Consider the following 23,033-nt stretch of genomic DNA (forward strand, 5'->3'; position numbering starts at 1 on the left):
TTTTGAAGCAGGGTTTTTATGCAGAGGAACGGCTGATATGATATCGACAGCACAAGGAGGAAAAACATGAGCAAAAAAGTGACTGATACCGTTCAAGAAATGGCTCAGCCCATACTGGATGACCTTCAGCTTGAACTCGTAGACATTGAATTTGTCAAAGAGGGTCAAAACTGGTTCCTTCGCGTGTTTATTGATTCCGAGAACGGTGTTGATATTGAGGAGTGCGCCAAAGTCAGCGAAGCGTTAAGCGAAAAGCTGGATGAGGCCGATCCGATCACCCAGAACTACTTTCTTGAAGTATCTTCTCCTGGAGCCGAGCGTCCATTAAAGAAAAAAGCCGACTTCGAAAAATCACTGGGCAAAAATGTGTACATGAAAACGTACGAACCGATTGACGGTTTAAAAGTGTTTGAAGGCAAATTGGCTGAATTCGATGGACAAACTGTTACAATAGAGATGACGGTCAAAACAAGAAAGAAACGGGTCAATATTCCGTATGAAAAAATAGCTAACGCAAGATTAGCTGTAACATTTTAATGAATGAAGTATTAGTGTTTAAGGGGGGAGACCGCTAACATGAGCAGTGAACTATTAGATGCTCTCACTATTCTTGAAAAAGAAAAAGGCATCAGTAAAGACATTATCATCGAAGCAATTGAAGCTGCCTTAATTTCCGCGTACAAGCGAAATTTTAACCAGGCGCAAAACGTACGGGTCGATCTGAACCGTGAGACGGGCACGATCCGCGTGTTCGCAAGAAAGGATGTCGTAGACGAGGTATACGATTCAAGACTTGAAATCTCGCTTGACGACGCCCAGCACATCCATCCGAACTACCTTGTCGGAGATGTCGTTGAAATAGAAGTAACGCCGAAAGACTTCGGCCGCATTGCTGCGCAGACGGCGAAACAAGTGGTGACGCAGCGTGTCCGTGAAGCTGAGCGCGGCGTGATTTACTCAGAATTTATCGATCGTGAAGAAGACATCATGACGGGAATTGTACAGCGCTTAGACAGCAAGTTTATTTACGTGTCTCTCGGCAAGATTGAAGCGCTGCTGCCCGTCAATGAACAAATGCCGAATGAGAGCTATAAACCGCACGATCGGATTAAAGTATTTATCACAAAAGTCGAAAAAACGACAAAAGGGCCGCAGATCTATGTATCAAGAACGCATCCTGGTCTGTTGAAGCGTCTTTTTGAAATCGAAGTGCCGGAAATTTATGACGGAACGGTCGAACTGAAATCCGTTGCCAGAGAAGCGGGCGACCGCTCTAAAATCTCCGTCCGCACTGATGACCCTGACGTTGATCCGGTCGGTTCATGCGTCGGTCCTAAAGGCCAGCGCGTGCAGGCGATCGTCAATGAACTGAAAGGCGAAAAAATTGATATCGTTAACTGGTCTGATGATCCGGTTGAATTTGTTGCCAATGCGCTCAGCCCGTCTAAAGTGCTGGATGTCATCGTCAGCGAAGAAGAAAAAGCCACGACTGTCATCGTTCCTGATTACCAGCTTTCTCTGGCAATCGGAAAAAGAGGGCAAAACGCCCGCTTAGCCGCGAAACTGACAGGCTGGAAAATCGATATCAAAAGTGAAACGGATGCAAGAGATCTTGGCATCTATCCGAGAGAGCATGAAGAAGATGACGATTTAGAGCCGCTCTTTATGGAGCCTGAAACAGCCGAATCGGATGAATAAGAGGTGACTTTAGGTGAATAAGCGAAAAAAAATTCCTCTGCGCAAATGCGTGGTAACGGGGGAAATGAAGCCTAAAAAGGAACTGATCCGAATTGTCCGTTCTAAAGAAGGAGAGATTTCAGTCGATCCGACCGGAAAGAAGAACGGGCGGGGTGCCTATATCACCCTTGAGAAAGAATGCATCTTAGCTGCGAAAAAGAAAAACACATTGCAAAATCAATTTCAATCACAAATCGATGACCAGATTTTCGAAGAATTGCTGGAACTGGCGGAAAAGGTGAAAAAATAACATGTCTGGAATGGAATGGTTTCCCTTGCTGGGTCTGGCCAATCGAGCTCGTAAGGTCGTGTCGGGCGAGGACTTGGTTATAAAAGAAATTAGAAATGCGCGTGCAAAACTTGTTCTGCTGACAGAAGATGCATCTGCGAATACTGCAAAAAAAGTATCCGATAAATGCAATTATTATAAAGTGCCTTATAAAAAAGTCGAAAGCCGCGCGGATCTCGGCCGCTCTATCGGCAAGGAATCACGTGTCGTTGTCGCCGTCACTGACCAAGGTTTTGCGAATAAGCTGATCAGCTTGCTCGATTAATATTTTTGGGGGTGAACGAATGGCTAAAATGAGAGTTTACGAATATGCAAAAGCCATCAATGTTTCAAGCAAGGAAATTTTGACTGCGCTGAAAAACATGGATATAGTAGTAAATAACCATATGGCAATGCTTGAAGAAAAGACCATTAAGCAGCTTGATGCGAAATTTAAAAAAGGCGGCGCCGGCGTTACATCTCAGAAGCCTGCGGAAACGAACAAAAACAAGCCGCAAGGGATTAATCAGCAGCCTGCTGGGAATCAACCAAACAAAATTCGAGACGGAAAGAAGAATGACGTGCAGAATAATCAATTTAACAAAAACAAGAAGAACAACAACAACAACAAAAACAAAAACAAACGCAATCATAACAACAAAAATCAGTATCAGCAAAAACCGCTGAAGCCGAAAAAAGAGCTTCCTGAGAAAATTACGTTTTCCGGCTCTTTAACAGTCGGAGCTTTAGCCGAGGAACTGGGCAAAGAGCCGTCTGAACTCATTAAAAAACTGATGCTTCTGGGCGTAATGGCTACGATTAACCAGGAGCTTGACAAAGACACAATCGAACTGATCGCATCTGAATACGGTGTAGAAACAGAAGAAGTGATTGTGCTTGAAGAAACTGAGCTTGAAAAATATGAAGAGGCTGACAAAGAAGAAGATCTTCAAATCCGTCCGCCTGTCGTGACGATCATGGGCCACGTTGACCACGGGAAAACGACCCTCCTTGACAGCATCAGAAAGACAAAAGTTGTTGAAGGTGAAGCCGGCGGAATCACCCAGCATATCGGGGCTTACCAGATCGAAGAAAACGGCAAAAAAATCACGTTCTTAGATACTCCGGGACACGCGGCGTTCACAACAATGCGTGCGCGCGGTGCGGAAGTAACTGATATTACCATTTTAGTCGTAGCGGCTGATGACGGCGTTATGCCGCAGACAGTCGAAGCCATCAACCATGCGAAAGCGGCTGAGGTTCCGATTATCGTTGCCGTGAATAAAGTGGATAAAGAAAGCGCGAACCCTGACCGTGTCATGCAGGAGCTGACTGAATACGGACTCGTTCCTGAAGCATGGGGAGGAGAAACGATTTTCGTTCCTCTGTCCGCTCTTACAGGCAAGGGAATTGACGAGCTTGTCGAAATGATTCTGCTTGTCAGTGAAGTGGAAGAGCTGAAAGCCAATCCGAACCGTCAGGCAAAAGGAACGGTTATTGAAGCTGAGCTCGATAAAGGAAGAGGATCTGTCGCGACACTTCTCGTTCAAACGGGAACATTGAATGTCGGAGATCCGATCGTTGTCGGAAATACATTCGGCCGCGTGCGGGCCATGGTCAATGATCTCGGCCGCCGCGTGAAAACAGCCGGACCGTCCACACCTGTAGAAATCACGGGCTTAAACGACGTACCGCAGGCTGGCGATCAATTCCTCGTCTTTAAAGACGAAAAAACAGCCCGTTCTGTCGGTGAAGCACGCGCTTCCAAGCAACTGGAAGAACAGCGCAGCGACAAAGCGAAGCTGAGCCTCGATGATCTGTTTGAACAAATTAAACAAGGCGATGTCAAAGACATCAATTTAATCGTAAAAGCTGACGTTCAAGGTTCAGCCGAAGCGTTAACAGCCGCTCTTCAAAAAATTGAAGTAGAAGGCGTAAAAGTGAAAATCATTCACACAGGCGTCGGTGCGATTACGGAATCAGACATCATTCTCGCATCTGCTTCAAATGCAATCGTTATCGGGTTTAATGTGCGCCCAGACGGAAATGCTAAGAGCACGGCTGAAGCTGAAAATGTAGATATCCGTCTTCACCGTATCATTTACAAAGTCATCGAAGAAATTGAAGCGGCGATGAAAGGAATGCTTGATCCTGAATACGAAGAAAAAGTCATCGGTCAGGTTGAAGTGCGCCAAACATTCAAAGTGTCGAAAATCGGCACGATTGCCGGCGGATATGTAACAGACGGCCACATTACACGTGACAGCGGACTCCGCCTGATCCGTGACGGCGTGGTCATCTTCGAAGGGGAAGTAGACGTTCTGAAACGCTTCAAAGATGATGTGAAAGAAGTTTCACAAGGATATGAATGTGGTATTACAATTAAGAAATACAATGACATTCGCGAAGGTGACATCATTGAAGCGTATGTCATGCAGGAAATCGAAAGAAAGTGATCGGATTTGCGGAATGTGAATGCATCATTTATGATGCGGGATCATTAAAGGAGAAACGAGCCGTTCTGAAGCGGATTATAACGAGGGTTCAGAATAAGTTCAACGTGTCGGCTGCAGAAATCGGCTATCAGGACACTTGGCAGCGGACCAGCTTCGGAATCGCCGTCGTCTCCTCCTCTCACGTTCAGGCGGAAAAGGAGATCCAACGCGTACTCGCGTTTATTGACTCCTTTCCCGAAATAGAACGGACGATCACTAGAACAGAGTGGTTTTAACTTAGAGGTGATTGAATTGAGTATGAGAGCAAACCGTGTCGGCGAGCAGATGAAAAAAGAGCTCGGGGATATTATCAGCCGAAAGCTGAAAGACCCGAGAATCGGATTTCTCACTGTAACAGACGTACGTGTTTCAGGTGATTTACAAATAGCGAAGGTGTATATCTCCGTTCTCGGCGGAGAGAAAAAGAAAGAGGAGGCGCTGAAAGGGCTTGAGAAAGCGAAAGGATTTATCCGTTCCGAAATCGGCAGCCGAATCAGACTCCGCAAAACGCCTGAGCTTGAATTTGAATTTGATGAATCAATTGAGTACGGCAATCGTATTGAAACATTGATTCACGAACTGCATTCAGATAAACCGTCTGAATAACAAGGAAAGAGGATGGGCGAGTGTCGTCTGTCCTCTTTTCTGCGTTTTACGGGATACAATTGATAACAAAGGAGCGAAAGACAGATGGTTAACGGAGTTCTCCTTTTACATAAACCGGTCGGCATGACTTCTCACGACTGTGTAATGAAAATAAGAAAACTGTTAAAAACAAAGAAAGTCGGACATACGGGAACGCTTGATCCGGAAGTGTCTGGCGTACTGCCGATCTGTGTCGGACGGGCCACAAAGATTGTTGAGTACGTCACCGACAAGTCAAAAACGTACGATGCTGAGATCACTCTCGGCTTCTCCACATCGACCGAAGACCAGACTGGAGAAACGGTCAGCGTAAAACCTGTCAAGGAGCCGCTGAAAGAAGCGGATATCAAAGCCGTTTTAGACGAACTGAAGGGACCGCAGGAGCAAGTGCCGCCGATGTATTCCGCTGTAAAGGTCAACGGGAAAAAGCTCTATGAATACGCCAGAGCCGGTATTGAAGTGGAGCGGCCGAAGCGGAATATCACGATTGAAGATATCGCGCTCACTTCCCCTGTCACTTATAAAGAAGACACAGCATCATTCCGCTTTACAGTCACGTGCTCAAAGGGCACTTACGTCAGAACATTGGCGGTGACAATCGGTGAAAAACTCGGCTATCCCGCGCATATGTCGCATCTCATCCGCACCGCTTCCGGCGATTTCAGCCTTGATGAGTGTTTCACGTTTGGGGAACTTGAACAGCAGGTTTCAGACGGAACGGTTGCAGAGCATGCCGTGCCGATTGAAAGAGCGCTCAATCATTTGCCGAAATGGGTCATAAGTGATACATTAGCTAAGAAAGCTGAAAACGGGTCAGTGTTTGACATCCCGGCGGAATTTTCTGCAATGACAGCTGACGCCCGTATAGCGGTCTGTACTGAAGACGGAGAATGTGTGGCCATTTATATGCCGCATCCTTCAAAAAAAGGACTGCTGAAACCGGCTAAAGTGCTCATGCAAAAAAGCGAACAATAAGAAAAAAGGTGACCGTTCTGTGAAGACGATACATATTTCTCATCCGCATCATTTACAAAAAGAAGAGCAGCCGGCGTCTGTCATGGCGCTCGGCTACTTTGACGGCGTTCATTTGGGACACCGGAAAGTAATCGGAACAGCCAGACAAATAGCTGAAGAAAAAGGCCTGTCGCTGGCCGTTATGACGTTTCATCCCCACCCTTCCCATGTGTTGGGCAGGGACAAAGAGCCAAAGGATCTGATTACGCCGCTTGAAGATAAAATCAGCCAGATCGGGCGTTTAGGCGCTGATGTGCTGTATGTCGTAAAGTTTGATGAAGCGTTTGCGTCTCTGTCTCCAAAACAGTTTGCCGAGGAGTATATTTTAGGGTTAAACGCGCGGCACGCTGTGGGAGGCTTCGATTTTACGTACGGAAAATACGGAAAAGGCACGATGGAGACGCTGCCGGACGATTTAAACGGCAAGGCCGGATGCACGACTGTCGAGAAACAGACCGAGCAGGACAGAAAGATCAGCTCTACTTATATCCGGTCAGCGCTGCAGGATGGTGACGTTGAACTTGCACACACTCTTCTCGGCCAGCCGTATTTTATCCGGGGCACTGTGATTCACGGAGACAAAAGAGGCCGAACCATCGGTTTTCCTACCGCGAATGTCGGTCTGCACAACAGTTATATCGTGCCGCCGACAGGCGTGTATGCAGTGAAAGCCGAAATAAAAGGCGAGGTGTATGAAGGCGTCTGCAACATCGGCTACAAACCGACCTTTTATGAAAAGCGTCCCGATCAGCCGTCAATTGAAGTCCATTTGTTTAATTTTCAACAGGATGTATACGGAGAAGACGTTAAAATCGAGTGGTACAAACGAATCCGAAGCGAACGGAAGTTTAACGGCATCGATGAACTGACGGCTCAGATCGGGAAAGACAAACAAGAAGCGATCCGTTTTTTCAGCAAATAACGGAAAAAACATCAAAAGTACACAAATTTTCTTCTAAAAGATTTGCATATGGGCGCGATTTTTAGTATCATATGTTTCGTAGTCTTAAAACCATTGCTTGGCAATCCGAAGTCACCGACGGTTGCTAGGTAACTGGGGCTAATTATGATATGGAGGTGAAACAGGATGGCAATTACTCAAGAGCGTAAAAATCAACTCATCAGTGAGTTCAAAACACACGAATCTGATACTGGATCTCCAGAAGTTCAGATCGCTATCCTAACAGACTCAATTAACAACTTGAACGAGCATTTGCGTACTCACAAGAAAGATCACCACTCACGTCGCGGTCTTCTTAAAATGGTAGGTAAACGTCGTAATCTTCTTACGTATCTGCGTAATAAAGACGTAACTCGTTACCGTGAGTTAATTAACAAACTAGGCTTACGTCGATAATCGTAAAAAGCGGGAGGATTCCCGCTTTTTTATCGTATTAAAGCGAAAAAAATAATGATAAAAAAAACAATGAAATCCTTTTACATACTACTTTGACATTGATATGTTCAATTCATTTCGTTCATAATAGGAGTAATTGATTATTTCACACATTAAGAGAGGAGCTCGTAATCGAATGGGACAAGAGAAACATGTCTTTACCATAGATTGGGCCGGCAGACAGCTTACAGTAGAAGCCGGCCAGCTTGCCAAACAGGCAAACGGCGCTGTCATGGTCCGCTACGGCGATACTGCAGTGCTCAGCACAGCAACCGCATCAAAAGAACCGAAACCGCTAGATTTTTTCCCGCTTACCGTTAACTATGAAGAAAGATTATACGCAGTAGGTAAAATTCCGGGCGGTTTTATTAAAAGAGAAGGCCGTCCAAGTGAAAAGGCCGTTTTAGCCAGCCGTCTGATCGACCGTCCGATCCGCCCGCTTTTCGCAGACGGATTCCGTAACGAAGTACAGGTCATCAGCATTGTCATGAGTGTTGATCAGGACTGCTCATCTGAAATGGCTGCAATGTTCGGTTCATCACTCGCTCTTTGCGTTTCCGATATCCCGTTTGAAGGCCCGATCGCGGGTGTGACGGTAGGCCGCATTGACGGTAAATTCGTTATCAATCCGACGGTTGACCAGCTTGAAAAAAGTGATATCAACCTCATCGTTGCAGGCACAAAAGACGCCATCAACATGGTGGAAGCCGGAGCGGATGAAGTTCCTGAAGAAATCATGCTTGAGGCGATTATGTTCGGTCACGAAGAAATTAAGCGCCTGATCGCATTCCAAGAAGAAATCGTCGCAGCAGTCGGCAAAGAGAAAACAGAAATCCAACTGTATGAAATTGACGAAGAGCTCAGCGAAAAAGTAAAAAGCCTTGCGGAGCCGGATCTTCTCAGCGCCATTCAGGTTCACGAAAAACATGCTCGCGAAAACGCGATCAATGAAGTGAAAAATGCAGTTGTCGCGAAATTCGAAGAAGAAGAGCATGATGAAGATACGATTAAAAAAGTGAAACAGACACTGTCTAAACTCGTGAAAAACGAAGTGCGCCGTTTGATCACAGAAGAAAAAGTCCGTCCGGACGGCCGCGGCGTTGATCAGATCCGCCCGCTTTCTTCAGAAGTCGGCCTTCTGCCGAGAACACACGGCTCCGGGCTGTTTACGAGAGGACAGACGCAGGCGCTCAGCGTATGTACATTAGGCGCCCTTGGGGACGTTCAGATTCTTGACGGTTTAGGCGTGGAAGAATCAAAACGCTTTATGCACCATTATAACTTCCCGCAGTTCAGCGTAGGGGAGACAGGCCCGATGCGCGGACCGGGACGCCGTGAGATCGGTCACGGTGCTCTTGGAGAGCGTGCGCTTGAGCCGGTCATTCCGAATGAAAAAGACTTCCCGTATACGGTCCGCCTCGTATCCGAAGTGCTTGAATCAAACGGTTCCACTTCACAGGCCAGCATTTGCGCGAGCACGCTTGCCATGATGGACGCAGGTGTTCCGATTAAAGCCCCTGTTGCGGGTATTGCGATGGGACTTGTGAAATCAGGCGAGTACTATACGGTATTAACAGATATTCAAGGGATGGAAGACGCCCTCGGTGACATGGACTTTAAAGTAGCCGGCACGGAAAAAGGCGTGACAGCGCTGCAAATGGACATTAAAATTGAAGGCCTTTCAAGAGAAATTCTTGAAGAAGCGCTTCAGCAGGCGAAAAAAGGAAGAATGGAAATCTTGAACAGCATGCTCAGCACGCTTGGTGAATCAAGAAAAGAACTTTCTCAATATGCGCCGAAAATTTTAACGATGAACATTAATCCGGATAAAATCCGTGACGTTATCGGACCGAGCGGTAAACAAATCAACAAAATCATTGAAGATACCGGTGTTAAAATTGACATTGAACAAGACGGCACCATCTTTATTTCTTCTACTGATGAAAGCAGCAACCAAAAAGCGAAAAAAATCATCGAAGATCTTGTCAGAGAAGTCGAAGTCGGCCAGCTTTACCTCGGTAAAGTCAAACGGATTGAGAAATTCGGCGCTTTCGTTGAAATCTTCAGCGGAAAAGACGGTCTCGTTCACATCTCTGAACTAGCGCTCGAACGGGTCGGCAAGGTTGAGGATGTTGTGAAAATCGGTGACGAAATCCTTGTGAAGGTAACTGAAATTGACAAACAGGGACGAGTGAATCTGTCGCGTAAAGCAGTGCTGCGCGAAGAGAAAGAAAAAGAACAGGAACAACAACAATCTTAAATGAAAACCTAACAAGGAGCCTGGGAGACCCGGCTTCTTTATTTTGAGAAAGACAACAGACGGGTTCTACCTTGTCCTCCTCATACATAATGTGTGATGAGGGGGGAAGGACATGTTGAAAAAATTCGTGCCGTTTGCCGTTTTTTTATTTCTATTTTTTGTTTCGTTTGAAATGTTAAAAAACCCGTATACAGTTGATTACATAGACGCAATGAAAAAAGACGCTGTAACTGTGTCAGCATCAAAAGATCCGCTCTATGAAGAATTACTGCAAAAAGCGCCAGAGTATGAAGTGAAGCCGCAAGACGCGCGGATTGATAAAATATGGAAGAGTATACCGGGATATAACGGTTTAAAAGTCAATGTGGAAAAATCCTATAAACAAATGAAAAAGGACGGAGAATTTCACGAAGACGGCCTTGTCTATGAGCAGGTAAAACCGAAAGTCCATCTTGATTCTCTCGCGCCCGAACCCATTTATAAAGGAAATCCCGACAAACCGATGGTCGCTTTCCTGATAAATGTCGCCTGGGGAAATGAATACGTGGAGCAAATGCTGCCTATTCTGAAGCAGCACCAGGTCAAAGCAACTTTCTTTCTTGAAGGGAAATGGCTGAAAAACAATCAGGAACTGGGGAAAAAAATAGCGGCAGACGGACATGAAATCGGAAATCATTCATACAATCACCCTGATATGAGCAAACTGACTTCAGGAAGCATTTCCGAACAGCTTGACAAAACAAATGCACAAATCAGCGAGACGCTCGGCATAAAGCCAAAATGGTTTGCGCCGCCAAGCGGCAGCTTCAGAAAAGCTGTGGTCGACCTTGCGGCGGAAAAAGGAATGGGCACCATCATGTGGACCGTTGACACCATTGACTGGCAAAAACCGTCTCCGGCTGTTTTACAAACAAGGGTATTGAGCAAAATACATAACGGAGCCATGATTTTAATGCATCCGACTGATCCGACTGCGAAAAGCCTGGATACACTGATTGCAAAAATCAAAGAAAAAGGCTACGCGCTCGGCTCAGTGTCTGACTTAATGGATGAAAACAGGCTGATGAAGTAGCAGGCGGCAGTTGCCTGTCTTTGAATAGGAGGAACAGACTTGATAAAACGCTATACATGCCAAAACGGTGTAAGAGTTGTGCTTGAGAATAATCCAACGGTGCGGTCTGTGGCAATCGGCGTCTGGATCGGGACGGGGTCACGCCATGAAACGCCGGAGACAAACGGTATTTCGCACTTTCTTGAGCATATGTTTTTTAAAGGAACAAATACCAGGTCCGCACGGGAAATCGCAGAATCCTTCGATCGGATAGGCGGCCAAGTGAATGCCTTCACTTCAAAAGAATATACGTGCTATTACGCCAAAGTACTGGATGAGCATGCAAACTACGCACTTGATGTGCTGGCTGATATGTTCTTTCATTCTGCTTTTGACGAAGATGAGCTCAAGAAAGAAAAGAACGTCGTATATGAAGAAATCAAAATGTATGAAGACGCGCCGGATGACATTGTCCACGATCTGCTGAGCAAAGCGACATACGGCAATCATTCGCTCGGCTACCCGATTCTCGGGACGGAGGAAACGCTTTCGTCATTTAACGGCGATTCTCTCAGACAGCATATGGATGACTTTTACACGCCGGACCGCGTCGTCATTTCTGTCGCCGGAAATGTAACGGAACAATTCATTAAAAACGTGGAGAAATGGTTCGGTACATACGAAGCGAAGGGCAAAGCAAGCGGCATCAGCGAGCCTGAGTTTCATTATGAAAAGCTGACCAGAAAAAAAGACACCGAACAGGCGCATCTCTGTCTCGGTTTCAAAGGCCTGAAAGTCGGAGATCCGGACATTTACGATTTGATCGTCTTAAACAACGTGCTGGGCGGAAGCATGAGCAGCCGTCTTTTCCAGGATGTGCGCGAAGATAAAGGACTGGCCTATTCTGTATACAGCTATCACAGTTCCTATGAAGACAGCGGTATGCTGACGATTTACGGAGGCACCGGCGCGAATCAGCTCGGACTTCTGTCTGAAACCATTCAGGAAACGTTATCGGTTCTAAAACGTGACGGTATCACCCCGAAAGAGCTGGAAAATAGCAAAGAGCAAATGAAGGGGAGCTTAATGCTCAGCTTAGAGAGCACAAACAGCAAAATGAGCCGGAACGGGAAAAACGAACTCCTGCTCGGAAAGCATAAGACCATGGATGAAATTATCACTGAATTAAATGCGGTCAGCCTGGAAAGCGTCAACGGCCTCAGCCGCCGCTTATTTACGGATGATTACGCACTATCGCTCATCAGCCCGACCGGCAATATGCCGGCCTCGTCTTAATCGGCAAAGCAGTCTGCCTCTATACGGGGCAGGCATTTTTTTTTGCTCCGGGTCATATAGTACAAGGGGGTGGCTATCATGAGGCTCAGTGAACTGTCAGGTAAAGAAATTGTGGACATTAAACGGGCAGAGCGGCTCGGCGTGCTCGGCCAGACCGATTTGGAAATTAATGAACAGGACGGACAAATTACCGCGCTGTTGATACCGACGGTAAAATGGTTCGGATTGCGAAAACAAGGCCACGACATTCGCGTCCCCTGGAACCATATCCAAAAAATCGGGTCAGACATGATCATTTTAGACGTTCCGGGGGAGATCACGCCTCCCGAAGAGTAGATCTTATTCATTTTTTTGCAAGCACCGGCTCATACAGCCGGTGCTTTTTTTATGAAAAAGACGCTGTACATTCACCGCCCTTTCTCTTTGCACATACGATGAAGAGGAGGATGACACTTAAAAGATCCAGTAACTGTAAAGAAGGTGAACGTTTCAGATGTTAACCGGATTGACAATTGCGATCATTGGCGGTGACGCAAGACAGCTTGAGATTATAAGAAAGCTGACAGAACAGCATGCCGATATTTATCTTGCAGGGTTTGACCAATTGGATGACGGTTTTACAGGTACCGTCAAATGCAAAATCGATGAGATTCCCTTTCAAAAAATAGACAGTATCATCCTGCCCGTATCGGCAACGACCGGAGAAGGCGTTGTTTCCACGGTTTTTTCAAATGAAGAAGTGGTATTAAAGCAGAGCTATCTTGAGCGGACACCGGAGCATTGCGTCATTTATTCAGGCATCTCCAACGCGTATCTTGAGGGGATCGCCAGCGAAGCCGGCCGCAATCTTGTGAAATTATTTGAGCGGGACGACATCGCGATATTCAACTCGATTCCCACGGTTGAAGGAACAATCATGATGGCGATTCAGCATACGGATTATACCATTCACGGATCAAATGTCGCTGTTCTCGGCATGGGGCGCACCGGTATGACGATCGCCCGGACGTTTGCGGCGTTAGGGGCGAAGGTAAAAGTGGGCGCGCGGAGTTCGGCTCATTTGGCCCGTATAATGGAAATGGGGCTTTCTCCTTTTCAACTTGAAGAGCTTACTGAACATGTAAATGATATTGATATCTGCATTAACACCGTACCGAGCTTGATTCTGAATCAAAGCGTTTTATCGCGCATGACGCCGAAGACCTTGATTTTGGATTTAGCATCCCGTCCGGGCGGAACGGATTTCAAATATGCTGAAAAACAAGGCATTAAAGCGCTGCTTGCTCCGGGTCTTCCGGGAATTGTGGCCCCGAAAACAGCCGGACAGATTATTGCGAACGTATTGAGCAAGCTTTTGGCAGACTTAAAGAAAGAGGGGAAATAACCATGTCTCTGAAAGGGAAAAGAATCGGATTCGGATTAACCGGCTCGCATTGCACATATGAGGAAGTTTTTCCGCAAATAGAGGCGCTTATCAGTCAAGGAGCTGAAGTCCGGCCGGTCGTGACATCAACCGTTCAATCGACCGATACCCGCTTTGGGGAGGGGGGAGATTGGGTCAGAAAAATTGAAGAAGCAACAGGCTTTGAGGCGATTGATTCCATCGTAAAAGCGGAGCCTCTCGGGCCGAAACTTCCGCTCGACTGCATGGTCATCGCTCCCTTAACCGGAAATTCAATGAGCAAACTCGCAAATGCGATGACTGACAGCCCTGTCCTTATGGCTGCGAAAGCCACGATCCGCAACGGCCGCCCGGTCGTGCTCGGAATTTCGACAAACGACGGACTCGGTTTAAACGGAATGAATTTAATGAGGCTGATGTCCGCAAAAAACATATATTTCATCCCGTTCGGCCAGGACGACCACGTGAAAAAACCGACATCGCTCGTCGCCAGAATGGATCTCCTTCCGATTACGGTAGAAAAAGCTCTTTTGCACCAGCAGGTTCAGCCGGTGCTCGTACACCATCATGAATAAAAAATCATGATGACAGAAAATCATTCCGGAATAAAAAAATTCGGTCAATCCGTGACTATTCTATGGTAAAATAAAACGTAAAATGCAAAGTCAATTCAACAAATGATGCTTAATTGGCGGAAGGAGTTTTACAGATGGGAAGAGGATTACACGTAGCAGTTGTCGGAGCGACGGGAGCCGTAGGACAGCAAATGCTGAAAACACTGGAAGACAGAAACTTTGAAATCGAAACACTCACACTACTATCCTCAAAGCGTTCTGCTGGTACGAAAGTAACGTTTAAAGGCGAAGAATATACAGTGCAGGAAGCTGTTCCGGAAAGCTTCGAAGGCGTCCATATCGCGTTATTCAGCGCCGGCGGAAGCGTATCACAAAGCTTGGCGCCTGAGGCTGTAAAACGGGGAGCCATCGTGATTGACAATACCAGCGCATTCCGCATGGACGAAAATACACCGCTTGTCGTGCCTGAGGTGAACGAAGGTGATCTGCACAAACATAACGGCATTATCGCCAACCCTAACTGTTCAACGATTCAGATGGTGGCTGCACTTGAACCGATCCGCAAAGCGTACGGTTTGAATAAAGTCATTGTATCTACTTACCAAGCTGTGTCCGGGGCCGGCAATGAAGCGGCGAAGGAATTGTACAGCCAGACAAAGGCGATTTTAAACAATGAACCCGCAGAACCGTCCATTATGCCGGTTAAAGGCGACAAAAAGCATTATCAAATCGCATTTAACGCCATTCCGCAAATTGATAAATTCCAAGACAACGGCTATACGTTTGAGGAAATGAAAATGATTAATGAAACGAAAAAAATCATGCATATGCCGAATCTGGAAGTGGCTGCGACATGTGTCAGACTGCCGATTGAAACAGGACATTCAGAATCTGTTTACATTGAGCTTGACCGTGATGACGCAACCGTTGAAGATATTAAACAGCTTTTAAAAGAAGCTCCGGGTATTACGCTTCAGGATGATCCGGCGGAGCAGCTCTACCCGATGCCTGCTGATTGCGTCGGCAAACGCGATGTATTTGTAGGAAGAATCCGTAAAGATTTGGACAGAGCAAACGGTTTTCATTTGTGGGTTGTTTCTGATAACCTGTTAAAAGGCGCCGCTTGGAACTCAGTCCAAATCGCGGAAAGCCTGCAAAAACTGAACCTCGTATAAAACAAACGTATTTTCTATAGGCGAACAGAAGAGAGTAAGGCTCTGCCTGCTCTCTTCTGTTACGTCAGACTAATTTGGAGTGAAAATAGTGAAGATCATTGTTCAAAAATTCGGCGGAACATCCGTAAAAGATGACAAAGGCCGCAAGCTTGCGCTAGCACACATTAAAGATGCCATCAGTGAAGGTTATAAAGTTGTCGTTGTCGTATCGGCGATGGGAAGAAAAGGAGACCCGTACGCGACAGATTCTTTAATCGGGCTCCTTTACGGCAGCCAGTCCGACATTTCTCCGAGAGAGCAGGATATGCTTCTGTCTTGCGGAGAAACGATTTCGTCCGTTGTTTTTTCCAGCATGCTGAAGGAAAACGGCATAAAAGCCGAAGCTTTAACAGGAGCCCAGGCCGGCTTTTTAACCAATGCCCAGCATACTGACGCCAAAATTATAGAAATGAAAACAGAGCGGCTTTTCGCTGCACTCGCCAGCCATGACGCCGTCGTTGTCGCAGGATTTCAGGGAGCGACTGAAAAAGGCGACACGACGACGATCGGCAGAGGAGGAAGCGATACTTCAGCAGCGGCGCTCGGAGCGGCGGTTGATGCTGAGTTTATCGACATTTTTACGGACGTGGAAGGCGTTATGACAGCCGATCCGAGAATCGTGGAAAATGCTAAGCCGCTTCCGAACGTCACATATACGGAAATCTGCAACCTGGCCTATCAAGGCGCGAAAGTCATTCATCCGCGCGCGGTGGAAATCGCCATGCAGGCAAAGGTGCCGATCCGCGTGCGCTCCACTTATTCAAAAGACAAAGGCACTTTGGTGACGTCCCATCATTCGTCTAACATCGGCAGCGATGTATTCGAACGGCTGATTACAGGGATCGCCCATGTGAAAGATGTGACGCAATTTAAGGTTCCCGCCAAAATGGGGCAATACAACGTTCAGACTGAAGTCTTTAAAGCAATGGCAAATGCCGGAATCAGCGTAGATTTCTTTAACATTACGCCGAGTGAAATCGTATATACCGTAGCCGGCAGTAAAACGGAAGCCGCGCGCAGCATTTTGGCTGAATTAGGATATGAGCCGACAGTGACGGAGAGCTGTGCGAAAGTGTCAGCGGTCGGCGCCGGGATAATGGGTGTTCCGGGTGTCACGTCAAAAATCGTCTCCGCACTTTCTGATAAAGGCATTCCGATTCTGCAATCTGCCGACAGCCATACGACGATCTGGGTGCTCGTTCATGAAAAAGATATGGTAACGGCCGTAAATGCGCTGCATGAAGTGTTTGAACTTTCAAAGTAAATGTGATTGAATCATGATGAGGTGAAAAAAATGAATGTCGGAAATATATCTACAGCGATGATTACCCCCTTTGACAGTAAAGGGAATGTAGACTTTCAAAAACTGTCTACATTAATCGACTATTTGTTGAAAAACGGTACGGATTCTTTAGTCGTCGCAGGCACGACCGGCGAATCTCCGACACTTTCAACGGAAGAAAAAATTGCACTCTTTGAATTTACAGTCAAAGAAGTGAACGGACGCGTGCCTGTTATTGCGGGTACGGGAAGCAACAATACGAAAGACTCCATTAAACTGACAAAAAAAGCTGAAGAAGCCGGTGTCGATTGCGTTATGCTTGTCACGCCGTATTATAATAAGCCTTCCCAAGAGGGTATGTACCGTCATTTTAAAGCCATTGCGGAAGAAACGTCTCTTCCTGTGATGCTTTACAACGTGCCGGGCAGAACGGTCGCTTCGCTTGCGCCGGAAACGGCCATCAGACTTGCGGAGATTCCGAATATCTCTGCGATTAAAGAAGCGAGCGGCGATCTTGATGCCATTACGAAAATCATTGCCGAAACACCGGAAGATTTTTACGTCTATTCAGGTGATGACGGGTTAACGCTTCCTATTCTCGCAGTCGGCGGAAGAGGAGTCGTGTCAGTGGCCAGCCATATCGTAGGTTCTGACATGCAGCAGATGATTAAAAACTATACGAACGGGCAGACGGCAACCGCGGCACTGATTCATCAGAAGCTTCTGCCGATCATGAAGGAGCTCTTTAAAGCGCCTAATCCGGCTCCGGTCAAAACGGCGCTACAGCTGAAAGGCCTTGATGTCGGATCTGTGCGTCTTCCTCTTATCCCGCTGAATGAAGATGAACGTCTGAGCCTGAGCAGCGTCATCAGCGAACTGTAAGAAAAAATTTATACAGTTAAAATACGCGGTCATTCTCATTTTTATCGTGAGTTTGACCGTTTTGTATACATATTGGTTTTCCCTAAACCTTCCGCTTCTTCTTGTTTTCTAAAATTGATATCAGTTATAATAGGAACAAGTGATGATGGACGGGTATGAGACTAGGAGGATACAGATTTTGAAAAAGAAAAATACAGAAAACGTCAGAATTATCGCCCTTGGCGGCGTTGGAGAAATTGGGAAGAACCTATATGTCATTGAAATTGACTCAGACATATTTGTAGTGGATGCAGGGCTGATGCACCCTGAAAATGAAATGCTCGGTATTGATGTCGTCATTCCGGATATTTCCTACTTAGTAGAACGGGCTGACCGCGTGAAGGCCATCTTTCTGACACACGGGCACGATGAAAACATCGGGGGCGTCTTTTATTTATTGAACAAGCTGTCGGTGCCGGTATACGGAACGAAGCTTACGCTTGCATTACTGAGAGAAAAACTCAAGCAGTACGGGCATAATCGAAAAGCTGATTTGCGTGAAGTTCATTCTAAATCAGTCATTACATTTGAATCAACGAAAGTATCGTTCTTTAAAACGATTCACAGCATTCCGGATTCAGTGGGAGTCAGCTTCAAAACATCACTTGGCTCTATTGTATGCACGGGAGACTTTAAGTTTGACCAGACGCCTGCTTATCACCAATCATGTGATATTGGCGAAATTGCCAAAATCGGAAACAGCGGCGTGCTTGCCCTGCTTTCTGACAGCGCCAATGCGGAGCGCCCGGGATATACTCCGTCAGAAGCATATGTAAGCGGTGAAATTGCCGATGCGATGAACAATTCAGAAAACCGGGTCATCATTGCTGTATTCGCGTCTAATATCAACCGGATCCAGCAAGTGATACAGGCTGCCGTCCAGAACGGCCGCAAACTTGCAATCGCCGGAAAAAATCTGCAAAACGTGCTTCAGCTGGGGCGCAAGCTCGGCTATATTGAAGCCGAAGATGAAATGTTTATTCCTGTGCAGGATGTGAAAAAATATCCGAAGCGGGAAGTGGCAATTGTTACAGCCGGAAGCCATGGTGAGCCGCTGGCCGCTCTTACGCGGATGGCCAAGCAGGCGCACAAGCAGCTTAACATTGAAGAAGGAGACACCGTTGTCATTGCATCAACACCGATTCCGGGGCATGAATTGATATATTCCAAAACCGTCAACCTGCTTGCCCGCGCCGGCGCACAAGTCATTTTCGCCCAAAAACGCGTGCATGTGTCCGGTCACGGTTCGCAGGAAGAATTGAAACTCATGCTTAATTTGCTGAAACCGAAATATTTAATTCCGGTTAACGGTGAATTCAGAATGCAAAAAGCGCATTCCAAAATCGCAGAAGAGATCGGCATGAAACGCAGCGATATTTTCTTGATTGAAAAAGGTGACGTCGTTGAATTCCGCGGACAGAATGTGAAAATCGGGGATAAAGTCACATACGGAAACGTTCTGATTGACGGCCTCGGAGTCGGCGACATCGGCAACATCGTGCTGAGAGACCGCCGCTTATTGTCACAAGACGGCATTCTCATCGTCGTGATTTCACTCGATAAGCAGAAAAAGAACCTTGTATCAGGTCCTGAGATCATTACGCGCGGTTTCGTATATGTCAGAGAATCAGAAGGTTTAATTGTACAAGCTACTGAGCTCGTTCGCTCTATCGTGACTGAAGCGACGGAAACATCTGCCGTAGAGTGGTCCACGCTGAAACAGGCAATGCGTGATGCGCTGAATCAATTCCTTTATGAAAAAACAAAACGCAAGCCGATGATCATTCCGATCATTATGGAAGTATAATGTATACACAGCCGGAGCGCATGATGCTCCGGCTGTGTTTTTGGCCGGATGGAAATCATCATCTTTGTTCATAATACAAAGAGACATTCGGAAAGGGTGAAAGATAAAATGGATCATCGTATGGAAAACACCGAAGAACAGCAGCCCGAAAAATCAGATGCGAAAGACAGCATTATGAGCAAAATTCAGCAGCTGGGAGAGACATCTCTGCCGCAAATGTCCCAAGATACCAACATTCACTGCCTGACGATCATCGGCCAAATTGAGGGGCACGTCCAGCTCCCGCCGCAAAATAAAACAACCAAATATGAACACGTCATTCCGCAAATCGTCGCGATTGAGCAAAATCCGAAAATCGAAGGACTTCTGATCATCTTAAACACCGTCGGAGGCGATGTGGAAGCGGGGCTTGCGATTGCGGAAATGCTCGCATCCTTATCAAAACCGACCGTTTCAATCGTACTCGGCGGGGGCCACTCGATAGGTGTGCCGATCGCCGTGTCATGTGATCATAGTTTTATCGCGGAAACAGCGACTATGACCATACACCCCGTTCGGCTTACAGGTCTGGTTATCGGGGTTCCGCAAACATTTGAATACCTGGATAAAATGCAGGAGCGGGTCGTCAACTTTGTGACCCATCATTCAAATATTTCTGAAGAAAAATTCAAAGAGCTGATGTTTTCAAAAGGAAACTTAACCAGGGACATCGGAACGAACGTAGTCGGCAAAGATGCGGCTGATTACGGTTTAATTGATGCCGTGGGCGGCGTCGGACAGGCGATAAAAAAGCTGAATCAGCTGATTGAGGAACGAAAGGGCGAGGAAGGAAGGATGATTCAATGATCCTTTATACCGTCATGCCCCAAGAAGTCGTTTACGGTCAGGATATAGAGCAAAGCGTGCATGAACAGGTAGATTACGCCGGCGTGCCGCTGCTAGTTGAGATGAAGGGAAATGAAGCTGAAGTCGTACAGATTTTAAGTACGAACCCGATGGATTTTCTGAATCCGGACATCGCTCCGGGACAAAAAATCAAGCTGAAAATCTAACCGGCATTCAGTCCGTTTCTCGGGGGCAAAATATGCTATAATAGGGGAATCCTACAGAAAAATGCAGCCGGCAAAAGGCTGCTTTTCTTCATGATGTATGATTTTACATTTTTTAACGCAGTAAGGTGATGAGTGTGGCAAAGAAAAAACGGAAATCTAAAAAGAAACAAGAGAGTAAGCTCAATCTAAAATACGAACTAAGCGGACTGCTCTGTGTTGCAATCTCAATTATTGCTGTTTTGCAGCTCGGCGTTGTGGGACAGACATTTGTGTACTTGTTCCGTTTTTTTGCCGGAGAGTGGTTTATTTTATGCTTAATTGCGCTCTTCCTTCTCGGAATTTCGCTGTTTTGGAAAAAGAAGAGTCCAAGCCTTTTAACGAGAAGAAAGGCAGGGTTGTACTGTATTATCGCCAGTATATTGCTGCTGTCTCACGTGCAGCTCTTTAAAAATCTGTCTCATCACGGGTCGATTCGGTCGGCAAGTGTCATCGGCAACACGTGGGAGCTGTTTATGATTGACATGAAACAGCAGGCTGCTTCCCCTGATTTGGGCGGCGGCATGATCGGCGCGGTACTGTTTGCAGCTTCCCACTTTTTATTTGCATCAACGGGTTCACAAATCATGGCGATCGTGCTGATCTTAATGGGGCTGATTCTTGTAACGGGCCGTTCACTGCAGGAAACGCTCAAAAAGTGGACGAGCCCCGTCGGCCGGTTTATCCGCGGCCAGTGGCAGGCATTTCTTAAGGACATGAAGACGGTCAGAACGAATATGTCTTCGCCGAAAACAAAAACAAAATCGGGCAAAAAACAAAAACGGGTTCAAAAGAAAAAAGAAGAGCCTGAACCGGAGGAAGAGGATGGGGAAATTATTTCGCCGATCATCCATTCAGAGCCGATTATTTCAAGCTTTTCAGACCGTCAGGAAGAGCCCGCCGAACCGCTGATTCCGGAAAAAACGCAGGAGACGGCACAAGCGGCAAAAGATGAGCCTTCCGGCGGCGCTCAAGACAGTGGCGAAACGGCTGCGGCTCCGCCGATGACGTTTACAGAGCTTGAAAATAAAGATTATCAAATGCCTTCATTGGACATACTGGCTGACCCGAAACATACCGGCCAGCAGACCGATAAGAAAAACATTTACGAGAATGCAAGAAAACTCGAAAGGACTTTTCAAAGCTTCGGCGTAAAGGCGAAAGTGACCCAGGTTCATCTCGGTCCGGCGGTCACAAAATATGAGGTGTATCCGGACGTCGGGGTCAAAGTCAGTAAAATCGTGAATCTGAGCGATGACCTCGCGCTCGCGCTTGCCGCGAAGGATATCCGGATCGAAGCGCCGATTCCGGGTAAATCAGCAATCGGCATCGAGGTGCCCAATGCTGAAGTTGCGATGGTTTCGTTAAAAGAAGTGCTTGAATCCAAGCTCAATGACAAGCCGGACGCGAAGCTTCTGATCGGCTTGGGACGAAATATTTCCGGGGAAGCCGTGCTTGCCGAACTGAACAAAATGCCCCACCTGCTCGTAGCGGGGGCAACGGGAAGCGGAAAAAGCGTCTGTGTCAACGGTATTATTACGAGCATTCTGATGAGGGCCAAACCGCATGAAGTGAAGATGATGATGATTGACCCGAAAATGGTTGAGCTGAATGTGTATAACGGCATTCCTCATCTGCTTGCGCCGGTCGTGACAGATCCGAAAAAGGCCTCGCAGGCTTTGAAAAAGGTCGTCAATGAGATGGAGCGCCGCTATGAGCTGTTCTCCCATACGGGTACGAGAAATATAGAAGGCTATAACGACCATATCAAGCGGTCAAATGCCGAAGAAGAAGTCAAGCAGCCTGAGCTGCCGTACATCGTCGTCATCGTTGACGAGCTTGCCGACCTGATGATGGTCGCTTCTTCCGACGTGGAAGATTCAATTACGAGACTTTCACAGATGGCGCGGGCGGCGGGAATTCATTTGATTATCGCGACACAGCGGCCTTCAGTTGACGTTATTACCGGTGTTATTAAAGCCAACATTCCATCAAGAATTGCCTTCAGTGTCTCATCTCAGACCGATTCACGGACGATTTTAGACATGGGCGGCGCTGAAAAGCTTCTGGGGCGCGGAGACATGCTGTTTCTGCCTGTAGGCGCAAATAAGCCGGTGCGTGTGCAAGGGGCATTCTTATCCGATGAAGAGGTTGAGCATGTCGTCGATCATGTCATTACGCAGCAAAAAGCGCAGTATCAAGAAGAGATGATTCCGGAAGAAGTTTCGGAAACACACAGTGAAGTAACGGATGATCTCTATGACGAAGCGGTCGATTTGATTATCGGCATGCAGACGGCATCAGTCTCCATGCTTCAAAGGCGGTTCAGAATCGGATATACGAGAGCTGCCCGTCTGATTGACGCAATGGAGGAACGGGGCGTCGTCGGGCCGTATGAAGGAAGCAAACCGAGGGAAGTACTATTATCTAAGGAACAATATGATGAGCTCTCTTCTTAAAAAGGAGAGAGTTTTCACTGAAAATGATATCACCAAAATCATTCCTATTTATTTTTTTATTAAAACATGATATAGTTGTCCCAATTGTTCAATAATTTATGAAAGTGGTTTACGGAGGGGAAA

23 protein-coding genes are annotated in these 23,033 nt (G+C 46.7%); all 23 read left to right on the top strand.

Features of this window, described 5'->3' with window-relative positions:
- Nucleotides 1-66 precede the first annotated feature (66 nt).
- The 23 genes from rimP to SB847_RS04090 all read left to right on the top strand — a co-directional run bounded on the left by rimP (nucleotide 67) and on the right by SB847_RS04090 (nucleotide 22,910).
- Nucleotides 67-537: a ribosome maturation factor RimP gene (gene rimP, locus SB847_RS03980; protein WP_007409801.1), complete on the top strand. Its 471-nt coding sequence runs from the start codon at nucleotides 67-69 to the stop codon at nucleotides 535-537.
- 39 nt (nucleotides 538-576) lie between these two features.
- Complete coding sequence (gene nusA / locus SB847_RS03985; protein WP_003154195.1) at nucleotides 577-1,698, top strand: transcription termination factor NusA; 1,122 nt, start codon at nucleotides 577-579, stop codon at nucleotides 1,696-1,698.
- A 13-nt stretch (nucleotides 1,699-1,711) separates the two neighbouring features.
- The gene (gene rulR, locus SB847_RS03990; protein ID WP_003154193.1) at nucleotides 1,712-1,987 is read left to right on the top strand and encodes a glucose-induced regulator RulR; all 276 of its coding nucleotides are present in this window, start codon (nucleotides 1,712-1,714) and stop codon (nucleotides 1,985-1,987) included.
- 1 nt (nucleotide 1,988) lies between these two features.
- Nucleotides 1,989-2,291 (top strand): YlxQ family RNA-binding protein, encoded by a 303-nt coding sequence (locus tag SB847_RS03995; protein ID WP_003154192.1) that lies wholly within the window; start codon nucleotides 1,989-1,991, stop codon nucleotides 2,289-2,291.
- A 19-nt stretch (nucleotides 2,292-2,310) separates the two neighbouring features.
- Nucleotides 2,311-4,461: a translation initiation factor IF-2 gene (gene infB / locus SB847_RS04000; RefSeq protein WP_007611462.1), complete on the top strand. Its 2,151-nt coding sequence runs from the start codon at nucleotides 2,311-2,313 to the stop codon at nucleotides 4,459-4,461.
- Nucleotides 4,458-4,736: a DUF503 domain-containing protein gene (locus SB847_RS04005; protein WP_003154188.1), complete on the top strand. Its 279-nt coding sequence runs from the start codon at nucleotides 4,458-4,460 to the stop codon at nucleotides 4,734-4,736. Before infB ends, SB847_RS04005 begins: the two co-directional genes overlap by 4 nt.
- Nucleotides 4,737-4,752: 16 nt before the next feature.
- A complete protein-coding gene (rbfA, locus tag SB847_RS04010) occupies nucleotides 4,753-5,106 on the top strand; it encodes a 30S ribosome-binding factor RbfA (RefSeq protein ID WP_003154185.1) in 354 nt (117 codons plus the stop codon).
- Between the two features lie 84 nt (nucleotides 5,107-5,190).
- Nucleotides 5,191-6,120, top strand: coding sequence for a tRNA pseudouridine(55) synthase TruB (truB, locus tag SB847_RS04015; RefSeq protein ID WP_088462125.1), 930 nt, complete (start codon nucleotides 5,191-5,193; stop codon nucleotides 6,118-6,120).
- Nucleotides 6,121-6,139: 19 nt separating this feature from the next.
- The gene (gene ribF / locus SB847_RS04020; RefSeq protein WP_007611467.1) at nucleotides 6,140-7,081 is read left to right on the top strand and encodes a bifunctional riboflavin kinase/FAD synthetase; all 942 of its coding nucleotides are present in this window, start codon (nucleotides 6,140-6,142) and stop codon (nucleotides 7,079-7,081) included.
- A gap of 165 nt (nucleotides 7,082-7,246) precedes the next feature.
- Nucleotides 7,247-7,516 carry a 30S ribosomal protein S15 gene (gene rpsO, locus SB847_RS04025; RefSeq protein ID WP_003154182.1) on the top strand — a complete coding sequence of 90 codons (270 nt, stop codon included), beginning with the start codon at nucleotides 7,247-7,249 and terminating at the stop codon, nucleotides 7,514-7,516.
- A gap of 175 nt (nucleotides 7,517-7,691) precedes the next feature.
- Nucleotides 7,692-9,815 (top strand): polyribonucleotide nucleotidyltransferase, encoded by a 2,124-nt coding sequence (pnp, locus tag SB847_RS04030; protein WP_410562221.1) that lies wholly within the window; start codon nucleotides 7,692-7,694, stop codon nucleotides 9,813-9,815.
- A gap of 112 nt (nucleotides 9,816-9,927) precedes the next feature.
- Entirely contained in the window at nucleotides 9,928-10,887 is a 960-nt protein-coding gene (locus tag SB847_RS04035; RefSeq protein WP_044801434.1) for a polysaccharide deacetylase family protein, read from the top strand.
- Between the two features lie 39 nt (nucleotides 10,888-10,926).
- Nucleotides 10,927-12,162: a M16 family metallopeptidase gene (locus SB847_RS04040; protein ID WP_032874927.1), complete on the top strand. Its 1,236-nt coding sequence runs from the start codon at nucleotides 10,927-10,929 to the stop codon at nucleotides 12,160-12,162.
- Nucleotides 12,163-12,240: 78 nt separating this feature from the next.
- Nucleotides 12,241-12,498, top strand: coding sequence for a YlmC/YmxH family sporulation protein (locus SB847_RS04045; RefSeq protein WP_003154176.1), 258 nt, complete (start codon nucleotides 12,241-12,243; stop codon nucleotides 12,496-12,498).
- 157 nt (nucleotides 12,499-12,655) lie between these two features.
- Complete coding sequence (gene dpaA, locus SB847_RS04050) at nucleotides 12,656-13,546, top strand: dipicolinic acid synthetase subunit A (protein WP_045207420.1); 891 nt, start codon at nucleotides 12,656-12,658, stop codon at nucleotides 13,544-13,546.
- Between the two features lie 2 nt (nucleotides 13,547-13,548).
- Nucleotides 13,549-14,139, top strand: a complete 591-nt coding sequence (dpaB, locus tag SB847_RS04055; RefSeq protein WP_045207422.1) for a dipicolinate synthase subunit B — start codon at nucleotides 13,549-13,551, stop codon at nucleotides 14,137-14,139.
- 134 nt (nucleotides 14,140-14,273) lie between these two features.
- A complete protein-coding gene (gene asd, locus SB847_RS04060; protein WP_326157081.1) occupies nucleotides 14,274-15,314 on the top strand; it encodes an aspartate-semialdehyde dehydrogenase in 1,041 nt (346 codons plus the stop codon).
- Nucleotides 15,315-15,402: 88 nt separating this feature from the next.
- Nucleotides 15,403-16,617 (top strand): aspartate kinase, encoded by a 1,215-nt coding sequence (dapG, locus tag SB847_RS04065; protein WP_410562212.1) that lies wholly within the window; start codon nucleotides 15,403-15,405, stop codon nucleotides 16,615-16,617.
- A 30-nt stretch (nucleotides 16,618-16,647) separates the two neighbouring features.
- Nucleotides 16,648-17,517: a 4-hydroxy-tetrahydrodipicolinate synthase gene (gene dapA / locus SB847_RS04070; RefSeq protein ID WP_003154166.1), complete on the top strand. Its 870-nt coding sequence runs from the start codon at nucleotides 16,648-16,650 to the stop codon at nucleotides 17,515-17,517.
- A gap of 178 nt (nucleotides 17,518-17,695) precedes the next feature.
- The gene (rnjB, locus tag SB847_RS04075) at nucleotides 17,696-19,363 is read left to right on the top strand and encodes a ribonuclease J2 (RefSeq protein WP_012117573.1); all 1,668 of its coding nucleotides are present in this window, start codon (nucleotides 17,696-17,698) and stop codon (nucleotides 19,361-19,363) included.
- 108 nt (nucleotides 19,364-19,471) lie between these two features.
- Nucleotides 19,472-20,209, top strand: a complete 738-nt coding sequence (locus SB847_RS04080; protein WP_003154162.1) for a ClpP family protease — start codon at nucleotides 19,472-19,474, stop codon at nucleotides 20,207-20,209.
- Nucleotides 20,206-20,415: a YlzJ-like family protein gene (locus SB847_RS04085; protein WP_003154161.1), complete on the top strand. Its 210-nt coding sequence runs from the start codon at nucleotides 20,206-20,208 to the stop codon at nucleotides 20,413-20,415. The genes SB847_RS04080 and SB847_RS04085 overlap by 4 nt, the downstream gene beginning before the upstream one ends.
- Before the next feature lie 134 nt (nucleotides 20,416-20,549).
- Nucleotides 20,550-22,910 (top strand): FtsK/SpoIIIE family DNA translocase, encoded by a 2,361-nt coding sequence (locus tag SB847_RS04090; protein ID WP_142951217.1) that lies wholly within the window; start codon nucleotides 20,550-20,552, stop codon nucleotides 22,908-22,910.
- Nucleotides 22,911-23,033 lie beyond the last annotated feature (123 nt).

This window comes from Bacillus sp. SIMBA_026 (assembly GCF_046535335.1).
GTDB lineage: Bacteria > Bacillota > Bacilli > Bacillales > Bacillaceae > Bacillus > Bacillus velezensis.

Excerpts from the sequence above, each read along its gene's own strand:
- rpsO (WP_003154182.1), top strand. The coding sequence starts at position 7,247 with ATGGCAATTACTCAAGAGCGTAAAAATCAACTCATCAGTGAGTTCAAA.
- rimP (WP_007409801.1), top strand. The coding sequence starts at position 67 with ATGAGCAAAAAAGTGACTGATACCGTTCAAGAAATGGCTCAGCCCATA.
- truB (WP_088462125.1), top strand. The coding sequence starts at position 5,191 with ATGGTTAACGGAGTTCTCCTTTTACATAAACCGGTCGGCATGACTTCT.
- dpaA (WP_045207420.1), top strand. The coding sequence starts at position 12,656 with ATGTTAACCGGATTGACAATTGCGATCATTGGCGGTGACGCAAGACAG.
- nusA (WP_003154195.1), top strand. The coding sequence starts at position 577 with ATGAGCAGTGAACTATTAGATGCTCTCACTATTCTTGAAAAAGAAAAA.
- asd (WP_326157081.1), top strand. The coding sequence starts at position 14,274 with ATGGGAAGAGGATTACACGTAGCAGTTGTCGGAGCGACGGGAGCCGTA.
- dapA (WP_003154166.1), top strand. The coding sequence starts at position 16,648 with ATGAATGTCGGAAATATATCTACAGCGATGATTACCCCCTTTGACAGT.
- SB847_RS04045 (WP_003154176.1), top strand. The coding sequence starts at position 12,241 with ATGAGGCTCAGTGAACTGTCAGGTAAAGAAATTGTGGACATTAAACGG.
- SB847_RS03995 (WP_003154192.1), top strand. The coding sequence starts at position 1,989 with ATGTCTGGAATGGAATGGTTTCCCTTGCTGGGTCTGGCCAATCGAGCT.
- pnp (WP_410562221.1), top strand. The coding sequence starts at position 7,692 with ATGGGACAAGAGAAACATGTCTTTACCATAGATTGGGCCGGCAGACAG.
- SB847_RS04080 (WP_003154162.1), top strand. The coding sequence starts at position 19,472 with ATGGATCATCGTATGGAAAACACCGAAGAACAGCAGCCCGAAAAATCA.
- dpaB (WP_045207422.1), top strand. The coding sequence starts at position 13,549 with ATGTCTCTGAAAGGGAAAAGAATCGGATTCGGATTAACCGGCTCGCAT.
- SB847_RS04085 (WP_003154161.1), top strand. The coding sequence starts at position 20,206 with ATGATCCTTTATACCGTCATGCCCCAAGAAGTCGTTTACGGTCAGGAT.
- infB (WP_007611462.1), top strand. The coding sequence starts at position 2,311 with ATGGCTAAAATGAGAGTTTACGAATATGCAAAAGCCATCAATGTTTCA.
- SB847_RS04035 (WP_044801434.1), top strand. The coding sequence starts at position 9,928 with ATGTTGAAAAAATTCGTGCCGTTTGCCGTTTTTTTATTTCTATTTTTT.